General features: G+C 47.1%; 17 protein-coding genes and 1 tRNA gene. 1 reads left to right on the top strand and 17 read right to left on the bottom strand.

Translation table 11 applies throughout. The annotated features are described in order from the left end of the window. The 13 genes from FB479_RS11700 to FB479_RS11640 all read right to left on the bottom strand — a co-directional run bounded on the left by FB479_RS11700 (nt 1) and on the right by FB479_RS11640 (nt 8,067). On the bottom strand, nt 1-720 hold the full coding sequence (locus FB479_RS11700) for a demethylmenaquinone methyltransferase (RefSeq protein WP_017248113.1): 720 nt from the start codon (nt 718-720) through the stop codon (nt 1-3). A gap of 4 nt (nt 721-724) precedes the next feature. Next, a complete protein-coding gene (locus FB479_RS11695) occupies nt 725-1,561 on the bottom strand; it encodes a heptaprenyl diphosphate synthase component 1 (RefSeq protein WP_142065199.1) in 837 nt (278 codons plus the stop codon). A 125-nt stretch (nt 1,562-1,686) separates the two neighbouring features. Continuing rightward, nucleotides 1,687-2,202, bottom strand: coding sequence for a hypothetical protein (locus FB479_RS11690; RefSeq protein ID WP_142065197.1), 516 nt, complete (start codon nt 2,200-2,202; stop codon nt 1,687-1,689). 77 nt (nt 2,203-2,279) lie between these two features. Continuing rightward, nucleotides 2,280-2,510, bottom strand: a complete 231-nt coding sequence (gene mtrB, locus FB479_RS11685; protein WP_047068979.1) for a trp RNA-binding attenuation protein MtrB — start codon at nt 2,508-2,510, stop codon at nt 2,280-2,282. A gap of 37 nt (nt 2,511-2,547) precedes the next feature. Continuing rightward, complete coding sequence (locus FB479_RS11680) at nt 2,548-3,258, bottom strand: lytic transglycosylase domain-containing protein (protein ID WP_142065195.1); 711 nt, start codon at nt 3,256-3,258, stop codon at nt 2,548-2,550. 111 nt (nt 3,259-3,369) lie between these two features. Then, nucleotides 3,370-3,446, bottom strand: a tRNA-Pro gene (locus tag FB479_RS11675). A 66-nt stretch (nt 3,447-3,512) separates the two neighbouring features. Next, complete coding sequence (gene folE / locus FB479_RS11670; protein WP_174769427.1) at nt 3,513-4,079, bottom strand: GTP cyclohydrolase I FolE; 567 nt, start codon at nt 4,077-4,079, stop codon at nt 3,513-3,515. Nucleotides 4,080-4,315: 236 nt separating this feature from the next. Further along, nucleotides 4,316-4,588: an HU family DNA-binding protein gene (locus FB479_RS11665; protein ID WP_005831316.1), complete on the bottom strand. Its 273-nt coding sequence runs from the start codon at nt 4,586-4,588 to the stop codon at nt 4,316-4,318. A gap of 237 nt (nt 4,589-4,825) precedes the next feature. Further along, nucleotides 4,826-6,304 (bottom strand): stage IV sporulation protein A, encoded by a 1,479-nt coding sequence (spoIVA, locus tag FB479_RS11660; RefSeq protein ID WP_039960052.1) that lies wholly within the window; start codon nt 6,302-6,304, stop codon nt 4,826-4,828. Between the two features lie 180 nt (nt 6,305-6,484). Beyond that, nucleotides 6,485-7,213 (bottom strand): hypothetical protein, encoded by a 729-nt coding sequence (locus tag FB479_RS11655; protein WP_142065193.1) that lies wholly within the window; start codon nt 7,211-7,213, stop codon nt 6,485-6,487. Between the two features lie 16 nt (nt 7,214-7,229). Beyond that, a complete protein-coding gene (locus FB479_RS11650; RefSeq protein ID WP_106653021.1) occupies nt 7,230-7,577 on the bottom strand; it encodes a 2Fe-2S iron-sulfur cluster-binding protein in 348 nt (115 codons plus the stop codon). A 16-nt stretch (nt 7,578-7,593) separates the two neighbouring features. After that, complete coding sequence (locus tag FB479_RS11645; RefSeq protein WP_142065190.1) at nt 7,594-7,890, bottom strand: 2Fe-2S iron-sulfur cluster-binding protein; 297 nt, start codon at nt 7,888-7,890, stop codon at nt 7,594-7,596. 12 nt (nt 7,891-7,902) lie between these two features. Further along, the gene (locus FB479_RS11640; protein ID WP_255438389.1) at nt 7,903-8,067 is read right to left on the bottom strand and encodes a DUF2768 family protein; all 165 of its coding nucleotides are present in this window, start codon (nt 8,065-8,067) and stop codon (nt 7,903-7,905) included. A 158-nt stretch (nt 8,068-8,225) separates the two neighbouring features. Here FB479_RS11640 and FB479_RS11635 point away from each other — a divergent pair, with 158 nt between their 5' ends. Further along, nucleotides 8,226-8,699 carry a hypothetical protein gene (locus tag FB479_RS11635; protein WP_106653018.1) on the top strand — a complete coding sequence of 158 codons (474 nt, stop codon included), beginning with the start codon at nt 8,226-8,228 and terminating at the stop codon, nt 8,697-8,699. 120 nt (nt 8,700-8,819) lie between these two features. Here the strand turns inward: FB479_RS11635 and FB479_RS11630 are convergent, their stop codons facing one another. The 4 genes from FB479_RS11630 to der all read right to left on the bottom strand — a co-directional run bounded on the left by FB479_RS11630 (nt 8,820) and on the right by der (nt 12,162). After that, a complete protein-coding gene (locus FB479_RS11630; RefSeq protein ID WP_106653017.1) occupies nt 8,820-9,086 on the bottom strand; it encodes a stage VI sporulation protein F in 267 nt (88 codons plus the stop codon). A 78-nt stretch (nt 9,087-9,164) separates the two neighbouring features. Next, the gene (locus tag FB479_RS11625) at nt 9,165-10,217 is read right to left on the bottom strand and encodes an NAD(P)H-dependent glycerol-3-phosphate dehydrogenase (RefSeq protein ID WP_106653016.1); all 1,053 of its coding nucleotides are present in this window, start codon (nt 10,215-10,217) and stop codon (nt 9,165-9,167) included. 13 nt (nt 10,218-10,230) lie between these two features. Continuing rightward, entirely contained in the window at nt 10,231-10,833 is a 603-nt protein-coding gene (gene plsY / locus FB479_RS11620) for a glycerol-3-phosphate 1-O-acyltransferase PlsY (RefSeq protein ID WP_106653015.1), read from the bottom strand. Between the two features lie 15 nt (nt 10,834-10,848). Then, complete coding sequence (der, locus tag FB479_RS11615) at nt 10,849-12,162, bottom strand: ribosome biogenesis GTPase Der (protein ID WP_047069483.1); 1,314 nt, start codon at nt 12,160-12,162, stop codon at nt 10,849-10,851. Nucleotides 12,163-12,166: the final 4 nt, after the last annotated feature.

Raw genomic sequence — 12,166 nt, 5'->3', positions numbered from 1 at the left:
TTATGGCTTTGTGCCAATATGCAAGGCTGATACGCCGCCCATAAACAATTTGACCTGAACCGGGTCCAAGCCTGCTTTCTGAAACATGCTTGCCAGTTCGCGACTGTCCGGGAAATTGGTCAGGGATTGTGGCAGCCATGCATATTCTTCGTACTTGTTGACTGTCAGCTTCGCAATAAATGGCAAGATTTTGTAGAAATATAAGTAAAATAGCTTTCGGTAAGGAATGAATGGGGGCTTGGACACTTCCAGAGAAACGACTTTACCGCCTGGCTTCACAACACGCGCCATTTCATTCAAGACCTGCTGAACATCCGGTACATTCCGCAGGGCAAACCCGATTGTCACAAAGTCGAATGTATGATCCTCGTAGGGCAGATTCATTGCATCTGCGTTCACTAGCTTTACGTTGTTGCCAACACCTGCGTTCGCCACTTTATATGCCCCTACATCCAGCATATTCTGACTGAAATCAAGGCCAACAACACTGCCTTCTTTTCCAACAGCCTTGGCCAATGCAATGGTCCAGTCTGCGGTACCACAAGCAACATCCAACGCCGTATGCCCTGGCTGGATATTCATCTGCTTCATCGTGTAATTACGCCAAGCAATATGACTGCCAAAGCTGATTACATTATTCATTTTATCGTAATCGTTTGCAATGCTCTCGAAAACGGAGTGAACGTACTCTGCTTTCTCATTCATCTGTGTCTGGTTCACTTGGCTACATCTCCTCAATTACCTTCTTCAAGCGACTGATCCGATGGGAGTACCGTGCCGTAATGGATGCAAGAATGTTCCGCGTCTCTGCAGGATGCAGCGTACGCACCATTTGCTCACACAAACCGATTAATTCGATGGCTTTCCCCTCAACGCCAGACAAAACTTGCGCGAGTGTAGCCCCGGGTTTTTGCAGCAAAAAACGGGCAAAACCAAAAGGGACTTGTTCTTGCCATTTGAGCTGCTCCCACTCTCCGATCACACTCTCTACCTTGGCTGTTTCCTTCATCAGATCGCTCCAGAAACGACGGCGATCAACTGAATCGGCATACTCCTCTACAACAGCCACGTATAAGCCCGTATCAATCGTATTTCGCAGTTCCCAGTACTCTTCATCTGATAAAATCTTGCTATCTCGCCCAGCGATGTAGAGTCTCATTTTCGCTTCGTTCACTCGCTGAATGGCTGCCGACAACACTTGAATCGCTTGGATTTCACCTGCTGAAGCCAGAAGGTGATAATAGCGACTGCTGTAATAATCACCCGCAAGTACGGTCAGCTGTCGGTTTCGCTCCGCGCTCTGTGAGGAGTCGTACTCATTTTTTACGAGCTCATGCGTGTCCAGTCCCAATTGGACAAGCCCTGTTGCTGTACATAGCACCGAAGCCTTTTCCTTCGGCATACCTTGTTCCAGCAAAAAAAGGTACAACAGCTCTAGACGATTTTCCGCCATGGAAGGAACGTCAACATATTGTTCTACATAGGAATGGGTGATTCTCTTGTAGATTTGTTCGATAATGGACCGAACCTCTTCTACATTCGGGGAAAGTTCTTTGCTCATGCGTCCTCCTCCACAAGCTGCACAACCTAAAGATGTCTGCCTGTTCCGTACTGTTCCTTACTCTTCGGTCTTCCTCTGCCGTCCGGTCAAAAGGCCGTCTCTACTATCATACCATACTTCTTCCATCAGGGACTAATTCGCTCATAAAAATACGACTCGATTCGAATAGGAAATGTACTGCTTACAAAGGTCTGGATATCCGAAGGGTCGGTCAAAGGTTTGTCATGTCCTGCGAGATTTCCAGTTGTCGATTGTATGGCAATCAATAATCTCGATTCTTTTGGTGGATCCGTCTCCTCCAACAAGCGATAGTACACGGGCCCGACATTGTCTGCATAGGTACGCAAGTCGTATGTCAAACGGTAAAAATCTTGATAGACGTTGTTTAACTCTACTTTTTCGGCAGGTTTCACCACAAAATCGACATAGATCGATGGGCTTTCCCATTTTATACGCTTAATATTATAATGTGTCGACATCCTTGTAAATAAATCAAGGGCATTTTGCTCGCTTAAGTGAATGGCACGTGCTGACTGAAATGTCGGTATATCCGATTGCAGCCACTGATTCGTAGGAACGAGTGACAGCATGAGAGCCAAGAAAGTGGAAACAGCAATCGCCATCAGCAATTGGCGCGGCATAGACATCCCTCCTCTCCTCCATTGTACAAACAAAAAAAGCAGGCTATGCCTGCTTCTTAGCAAAACGACTTGCTCTTTTATTCGGTCGTATCTACGACGCCATGCTGCGAGTAAATCACTGCTTTTCCTCGCACCTTAATCGCAGAGGTGTGCTCCGTAAATTGAAAAATCATGACTTCGCCTTTATCGAGCTTCTCTGTATGATGAAAACGCGTATCAGAGCCTCTTGTTAAACCGATCACATGAACGCCATTTTCCTTCGCTTTGACTACGAAATAATCCTGATTAAATCCCGATGGTTGTGCCAATATGTTTCCTCCTGACCAATACGGTATGCGCGTACGTCTAGTATGATGCCCCTTCTGACTCCAGTCGGCTCATGATCTTGTCTACATAGCGCTGTGTCTCTTGCGGCAATTGGTCAAACTTCGCTTCTAGCTCGTCATCAGTGCTGATTCCCAGACGACTCATCCGGCCTGGACCAGCATTATAAGCAGCAAGTGCTACTTTCACATCCCCATCATAACGATCCAACAGCGACTTCAAATATTTTGTTCCACCTGCAAGGTTTTCATCAGGGTCGTATACATTGCGGACTTGCATGGCTTTTGCCGTATTGTCCATCAGCTGCATCAAGCCCTTCGCCCCTGCGTGAGATTCTACGTTCGGATTGAAATTGGATTCGGCCCTGACGACCTCTCTCATCAGATCAGCGTCCACTCCGATCGCTTTCGCTGTCTGATCAATCTTGTCCAAGATTTCCGGGGTAGGAACAGATGGTCCTTTTGCAAAAGACAGGGACTGTTCATTTTGAATATGGGTAGGAATCTTCCAGTTTCTAGAACCATCTAACTTGGCCAAAATCTCCTGCGAACTAATAACCCGCTGGCCGGTTGTTGCTAACTGGGACTGCAGGATGTCCGAGAAGAGCCCCTCGTCTCCATTCGAAAGCGAAGAGGCGTCATAGGTTTGCGGCAATGTTTGCAAATATGGTTGAAGTGATACAGGCACCTTCATAGCATTGAACAACCCTTCCCTAGCTTGTCTACCTATCATTATAAAAAAGAAAGATCAGGAAGCCAATAGCAAAATGGTACTACTTGGGAGAGTAGCCATTTTACATAAAAAAGAAGCCTTTGCTCAAGGCTTCTGATCGTTATATGCAGATGGTCGGAATGCAGGGATTCGAACCCTGGACCTCACCCACCCCAAGGGTGCGCGCTACCGGGCTGCGCCACATCCCGACTGTACATCCGTACTATACAATATTTTACCTATAGAGTCAATATAATTTCCTTATTTTTGCATTCTTATGAGCGAATCAAGCTAAATACTTCTGCACGGGCAGCCGCATCTTTCTCAAACATCCCGCGAACAGCAGAAGTGATCGTTTTCGAGCCTGGCTTTTTCACACCACGCATCGTCATGCACATATGCTCTGCTTCTACAACCACGACCACACCATGTGGATCGAGCTTGCGCATAATTGCATCAGCTACTGTTGCTGTGATTCGTTCTTGGAGCTGCGGACGTTTTGCCACGGTATCAACCGCACGTGCCAGCTTGCTCAGTCCTACTACACGCCCCCCGCGTGGTACGTAAGCGACATGCGCTTTTCCGAAGAAGGGAACCAAGTGATGCTCACACATGGAGTAAAAGGGAATGTCCTTCACCAAAACCATTTCCTCATGATCTTCGCTAAAGACAGTCTCGAAATACTGCTCTTCGTCTATATGCATGCCCTCAAATACTTCGGCGTACATTTTCGCAACTCGCTTAGGGGTATCCAGCACTCCTTCACGATCAGGATCGTCCCCCACTGCTTCTAAGATCATGCGAACAGCTTGCTGTATTTTATCTAAGTCGACGTTCATCATTGTACCTCCTATGTAACGGCATACGCCTTGTTTCTCATCACTAAGGACTGTTTGCTCCATATCAGCGTCAGACTTAGTGCCTGCTCGCGATCAAAGCCAATCTTACCATATCGTTTAAAAAAAGACAAAAAGATATACCAGTATTTTCATAGGCAAACTGTATGTATACAGAAAAAAACCCACATTTTATCAATGTGGATTTTTTTATGTAAGTGCTTCGTTCTCAAAAGAAACAACTACTTGATGGAGTCTTTGAGTTGTTTACCTGGTTTAAACGCAGGTACTTTGCTGGAAGCGATTTCGATCTCTTCACCAGTTTGTGGGTTACGACCTTTACGAGCCGCACGTTCACGAACTTCGAAGTTACCAAAGCCGATCAGTTGGACTTTATCACCAGTTTTCAATGCATCTGCAATTGCGTCAAGAACTGCATCAACTGCTTTTGTTGCATCTTTCTTGGTGAGCTCTGTGGTTTCAGCCACTTTTGCAATCAGTTCTGTTTTGTTCATTTTATTCACCTCCCCTCAAAGAACACCAAGTCCTAGCTATTATTTTTCTTAACCGAAACGAAGCGTTTTATACACGAATGGTTGTTTTTACCGATCTGACAAGCTTATAGTAATACACCGATTTCTTAAATTCAAGCCCCTCCTGTCGAAATTGAACGAAATACAAGAAAAAAAGGCATCTCGTCATGTCAGATGCCTTCCCTATATTTATTGTTTATAGGACTTTAGAACTATTTATTAGAGTATGATCGCAATCAGGCCACCCGATCCCTCGTTGATGATTCGACCCAATGTCTCCTGCAATTTGTATCTGGCGTTGTCTGGCATCATGGTAATTTTTGCCTGAATGCCTTCTCTTACGATGGAATGGAGCGAGCGCCCAAAAATATCGGAGTTCCAGATGGATAGCGGATCTTTGTCAAAATCTTGCATGAGATAGCGGACAAGCTCCTCACTCTGCTTCTCGGTTCCGATAATCGGAGCGAATTCAGACTCGACATCCACCCGAATCATGTGAATAGACGGTGCTGTTGCTTTGAGTCTGACTCCAAAGCGCGGTCCCTGGCGGATCAATTCAGGTTCGTCCAAGGTCATTTCATGCAACGACGGGGCTGCTATACCGTAGCCCGTACTTCGGACCATGTGCAACGCTTCCGCTACCTGATCAAACTCGCGCTTGGCATGTGCGAATTCCTGCATGATTTTCAGCAAGTGATCCTTGCCATTTATCTCTACACCGACAATTTCCATCAAGATGCGGTCATACAGCTCATCTGGCGCGTAGAGGTCAATCTCTGCGATCCCTTGCCCCATGTGCATACCAGCAAGGGAGGCTTTCTCTACGAAGTCATAATCATTGAAGAAGCCGACGACACGGTCCACATCGCGTAACCGGCGGATGTCCTGCACGGTCTCACGTACAGCTTCCTCGTAGTTCTGACGCAGCCAGTGCCCGTTCTCCAGCACCATTACCCAGCTCGGCAGATTGACATTTACTTCATGAACTGGGAATTCAAACAGGACTTCTCTCATGAGAAGCAAGATTTCCTGCTCTGTCATATGATCAACCGACAAGGCCACGACTGGTACATCGTATTTTTCCTGGAGCTGTACGCGAAGGTTTTGTGCTTCGTCGGAGCGCGGACGCGTCGAGTTCACAACAATCACGAACGGTTTTCCGACTTCCTTCAGTTCGTTTACAACCCGCTCCTCTGCATCGATGTATCCTACACGCGGTATTTCCGCGATGCTGCCATCCGTTGTCACAACGATCCCGATGGTTGAGTGCTCCTGGATAACCTTGCGTGTCCCGACTTCGGCCGCTTCCTCAAATGGTACAGGCTCTTCATACCAAGGTGTATTTACCATTCGTGGGCCATTGTCGTCTTCAAAGCCTTTTGCCCCTTGCACCGTATAACCAACGCAGTCAACGAGGCGGACATTGATGCTGAGTCCTTCTGTCACATGTACGTTAACGGCTTGATTCGGAACAAATTTGGGTTCGGTTGTCATGATTGTTCGTCCTGAAGCGCTCTGCGGCAACTCGTCTGTCGCTCGTATCCGCTCCGCTTCAGAGTTGATATTCGGGATTACAACTTGCTCCATAAACCGCTTGATAAAGGTAGACTTTCCCGTACGAACAGGGCCTACCACTCCGAGGTAGATGTCTCCGCCCGTCCGTTCGGCAATGTCTTTAAAGATGTCGACTCGTTCCACCATCGATGACCTCCTTCTATTTGTCTATTTTTACACTATGACCGATTTTCCGAATTATCCCTGACCGCCAGTATTTTCGTAGGGAATCTCGTACTAGTTTTGTGGACAGTACAAATATATGTATTTTTGCGTTAACTAGAACAAAAAAAACGACCCTGAGCAGAGTCGTTTTTCGCGAAGTTAATTTAGTTTGAGAAGCCTCGGTTCACCATCGACCATTTCATATGGAAATGATTTCGCGGGTACGAACATGGAATTGCGTGCAAGCACGTACCTCGGGTCTGTTTTTTCCGGCACGGTTACTTTTGTATCCCGAAGCAATTGCGCGATATCCGCAGCATAATCAATCCCGACTTGTCCTTCAGCGTTCATGACCAGTGGCAATAAGTAAGTGCCCATCGTAGACGGCACCTGCCACGCTTTTAACCCGAGCCGGTCATGATCGATGGAATAGTATCCATTCCCCAAGTCAGCCAGTACAGGCAGCTTTTCGAAATGTCCCTTGTAACGGTCTACTTCGCTCTGTACATCCGCTACTGTACTGACAGCGGTCAAATGAATGAGCTTCACTGTCGGCTTTGTATCCACGTCAATCAGTACGTACTTGTATACGCCGCCTTTTTCAAATGCGTTTCCAGGTACATCCGGCATGTATTTGGGGATCATCTTGCGGAAATCAATCTCGTATTTTTCAAAAATAGGAGTATCGAGGGATTTCGTTACGATTGGCAACACTGCTGTGTCTTTTTGGAATTGCTCAATCGCTTTTTGTGTTGCTTCTACAAAAAAGGTACTGGGAATTTGGTTCTCTGCTCTGCGCTCATCCGGATATAAGCATCCGGATAAAAGGGAAGACAGAATCGTCAAACTGATCACAAGCTTGAACGATTTTCGCCACGATTGCCACATCTTATGTACACACCTCTTACATTCCATCTTCATTTTCTTTACGTTGACGCTCGAGTGCAGCCGCTACCACTGATTTCAGCTTGCTTTCTGGAATCCTGACCGTACAATCCTTTTCCGTCGTTTTAGCCTGACAGGCCAAACGAATCCCATTCGCGAGATCCTTTTCTGGCAGCTTGCGCTTTTCTAGCACCGTTGGCGGGCACAAGAGGCCATTCTCAACGACCACGCGACACATCAGACAAGATGCGTGCCCTCCGCATCTCTGCGGGATTACGACGCGAGCTGACGAAGCGATACCGACCAAGGTTTGCCCAGTACGCGCCTTCACACTCTTCTTGCTCGGGAGAAAGGTTACTTTCCCCATTCCGTCACTTCCTTTACTAATACGGCCGATGAGCTACCTTGACTGTTCCTGATGAAACAATCTTCGTCTGGCAGCCTAATCTGTAGCCTTCTGCTCTTTCTGCTTTGCGCAATCGCAATTTTTCTTCTGGTGTCACTTCGTTTAAGAACTCTGCCCCTTCCAAAACATGCGTACGGCATTGTGCACATACCCCTCTTTGGCAAGCATGGCCCCACACGACGTTGTTCTTTTTCGCAAGAGCAACAATCGATTGATTCAACTCGATCGAGACTTCATGACTACCTGCACGAGTAAGTAGTGTGATCGTCGACATCGATAATCCTCCCTAGACAAAAATCACAATCAATATCATGACAAGCACGACGAGTAATAGTAAGAATGCGAAGGCCTTCACAAGGAACCGCAAAAACCCATTGGTTATTTTTCTGGCAAAGATCATAACTAAATTGCAGACGAACATGAGCCCAATGGCGATTAAGGAAATGTTCATCTTTGTCATAGGATCAATATACATCGGGACTGCAGCATCCTTTGCATTTTTTGCTTTATTATACCATAAATCCCCCTCTTCGTCTGACGCTTGCGAACCTAATACTAGACATTCGCATAGACTATCGTGATGAATTCGCCCATTGGAGGGATGAAACGTTGAGTAATAAAGTAAATAATCGAAAATGGCGGAATCCATACGCGCCTATACCCAGCAAAAAATTAAGCGACCAAGTCGAAAATGTCTCCCTTTCCATCACACCAAAAAGAATCCTGCCCGCGGTTGATTTGCGCACCTCTGTTTCGAAAATGCGCCATAACATCAAAGGGATCGGCAGCACGATTCGGCAGGTAGAAGACACGATGGATTCGTTGTACGGGGCGATGGAGATGATTGAGAACCTCGGAAAACGCACGCCTGAGCCTGAAGTCGTTGCCGAAAAGCCTGCAGGCAAACGCAAAGCTGCTCCAGAGCCGCAAAAGGCAGCAGAAACACCGCAGGAATCAGGCTTAGGCAACCTTTTAGCCAATATAGATATCGGGCAATTACTGGGTCTCCTGCAATCCCCTTTGGTCCAGAACCTAATTACACAGGTAAGCAGCAACTCCAAGGAAAGAAAAAAAGAGGGATAAGATCCCTCTTTTTTTCTTGCAATCTGTAGGTCAGCCATGTCCCTGTAGAGCCATGATTGTTCCTAGTCTTACTGTATGACGGTTTTGGTTGCAGGTAACGGGCATAATCGCCCATTTCTCTTATTTGAGCAGCTTGGTCAAAGAGGACATGTCACCCAGATTGATTTCCTGATTGCGAAACATTTCAATGACCTTATCCTCCTTTTCAGGAGTTAATTGCTTGCCACTAAGGGTAGCGAGCGTGCGAATGATTTGACGCAGCTTGGTTTCGTCTTCAAAATCACTGCGCTTGACCTGACCGGCTAATGAGCGAAGCTTTTCTTCATCGACATTTTCCGTTGCTTTCCCTTGCAAGCGATCAAAAAGTCGTTTCGACATATTATTCATATGAAATCTCCTCCTGCACATGGGCTTTCACCCTATCGTATGTGCAGAAGCCTAAATCGGTGATACTTCATTCATGACTTATTCCGCATCGGGATTGAGGTACGCCATCTCAAAGGTTTTTCCGCGCCCCATCAGTTCTTCCACGCCTTGACGCGCTTCTTTTCCTTCAAACAGCATACCATACAGGACAGAAGTGATTGGCATTTCAACTTGCTCGCGTTGCGATAAGGAAAAGGCTGCATTTGTCGTGCGAACACCTTCAACGACCATACCCATCTGTGCGAGTACGTCATCGAGTTTTTTTCCTTGTCCGAGCATATAGCCTGCACGCCAGTTTCGGCTGTGTTTACTCGTACATGTGGCAATCAAATCGCCAACACCAGCCAAGCCTGAGAACGTAAGCGGCTTAGCACCAAGCTTGATGCCCAGACGGCTAATTTCCGCCAAACCACGGGTCAACAAGGCTGCTTTGGCGTTGTCTCCATACCCTAAGCCATCAGACATGCCTGCACCAAGTGCAATGATGTTCTTCAACGCTCCGGCGATCTCAGCGCCAATCAAATCCGGGTTGGTATACACACGAAAATTCGTATTCATCAGCAAATCCTGCGAGCGCAGCATGCTTTCTTCCGATTCAGACGCCATCACAATTGTCGTTGGTTGCCGTTTGACTACTTCCTCGGCATGGCTTGGTCCTGACAACACAGCCAATCTGGACGCAATCTCACCTGGCACCTCTTCTGCAATGACTTCTGACATTCGCTTCAGACTTTCCAGTTCAAAGCCTTTTGTCGCATGAATCAAAAGGACATCCGGTTCTAGGTATGGAGCCAGTTGCTGACAAATTTGGCGCATGGCATGGGAAGGAACGACCAGCAGAACAATGCGCTTGCCTACTACAGCCTCTTGAATGTTGGCCGTCGCCACAATGTTAGCTGAAAGCTTTTCACCCGGCAGGTATTTTTCATTCACATGCTTGCTGTTTATTTCTTCTGCCAGCTTGGTATCCCGAACCCAAAGCGTAACCTGATGCCCGTTGTCCGCCAAAACTGTAGCAAGTGCCGTTCCCCAGCTTCCGGCCCCAATCACCGTAACATTTTGAATCAATACGTCCCCCTCCACTTTTCTCATGTCCGTTCGTACATTATCCCAGCTTCCGGTTGGACTTATCTCCTAGTTTCCGTTCGTTTCCTGAAAGAAGATTGCGGATATTATTATAATGACGAATGTAAGCAAAGATTGCGATCGCCAAGCTCGCCCAAATAAAGGAAACAGGTTTGTCCAACAAGTAAAGGGTAAATGGAATAACCGTTACGATAACCAATGATCCTAATGAAACAAATCGAGTGATCGCAATGACGATGACAGCCAACACGGCAGCGATCAAAAATGCCAAGGGAGAAAACCCTAACACGACACCCAGCGTGGTCGCAATGCCTTTTCCCCCCCGGAATCCAAAAAAGATCGGCCAATTGTGACCGGCGATAACAAACAAGCCTGCCACTGCATACGCTGCCGGGTCCCCTGTCATCAGGTGAGTCAGTCCCATCGCAGCTATTCCTTTTAATGCATCAAGAAGGAGAACGGCAATGCCGGGGCCTTTTCCTAACACCCTTAGGGTATTGGTTGCACCGGCATTTCCGCTGCCATGAGAACGTATGTCAATTCCTGCGACTTTTTTGGCGATAAGATAGCTAAAGCTAATAGAACCGATTAAATAGCTAAGCACCCAGGATAATAACACCATGGCGTTTTTCTCTCCCTACGTTTTTTTCCGTGTCCAGATTCTAACTGGTGTGCCTTCAAATACAAAGGCTTCACGGATCTTGTTCTCTATGTAACGTTCATAGGAGAAGTGCATAAGTTCCGGATCGTTCACAAACAGAATGAACGTCGGTGGTTTCACTGTTGCCTGTGTCGCATAGTTGATCTTCAAGCGTTTGCCGCGATCAGATGGTGGAGGTGTACGGATCGTCGCATCTGTTACCAGATCATTGAGAACCGCGGTAGGAATGCGCATCGCATGTGCTTGAGCTACTTCATTGACCTTCGGTAGAATTGTATGGACACGTTGCTTCGATTTTGCAGACACATACATGATCGGAGCGTAATCCAGGTATTTAAATTCTTCGCGGATCAACTCTGTGAAGCGTTGCATCGTTTTGTCGTCTTTTTCAATAGCATCCCATTTGTTCACGATAATAATGACCCCACGGCCAGCCTCATGTGCATAACCTGCGATCTTCTTATCCTGCTCGATAATGCCCTCTTCCCCGTTAATGACAACAAGAACGACATCGGAATCTTCAATGGAACGCATCGCACGCATCACACTGTATTTTTCCGTTGTTTCATACACTTTTCCACGCTTGCGCATACCTGCCGTATCTACGAGAACGTAGCTTTGGCCATCACGCTCAAATGGCGTGTCGATCGCATCACGGGTCGTTCCGGCAACATCACTGACAATGACTCGCTCTTCACCGAGAATCGCATTCGTCAAGGAAGACTTCCCGACGTTTGGACGACCGATGATGGATACACGAATAACATCGTCTCTTTTCTCTTCGTCATCCTCTGCTGGGAAATGCTGAACCACTTCCTCCAGCATATCGCCCAGGCCAAGGCCATGGCTACCAGAAACAGGGAATGGCTCGCCCAGACCCAAGGAATAAAAATCGTAAATATCCGCACGCATTTCCGGATTATCCGCTTTGTTCACCGCGAGTACGACAGGTTTTCCTGTCCGATTCAGCATCCGTGACAGTTCAACGTCCGCATCTGTCACACCTGTGCGGCTATCTGCAATCATAATGATGACATCTGCTTCGTCAATCGCGAGCTCTGCCTGGTAACGCATCTGTGTAAGAATCTCGTCGGTCTCGCCAAACTCAATTCCACCGGTATCAATCACATGGAAAGTATGCGTTAACCATTCACCTTTCCCGTACAGGCGGTCACGGGTTACTCCCGGCATATCCTCCACGATCGCGACTCGTTCGCCAATCAATCTGTTAAAAATCGTGGACTTCCCCACGTTGGGTCTCCCCACAATGGCTACCACTGGTAATCCCATAATC

It is taken from the genome of Brevibacillus sp. AG162 (assembly GCF_006715575.1).
GTDB classification, from domain to species: Bacteria; Bacillota; Bacilli; order Brevibacillales; family Brevibacillaceae; genus Brevibacillus; species Brevibacillus brevis.
Note: the sequence above shows the minus strand (reverse complement) of the source record. Positions and strands in the feature narration are given on the sequence as shown.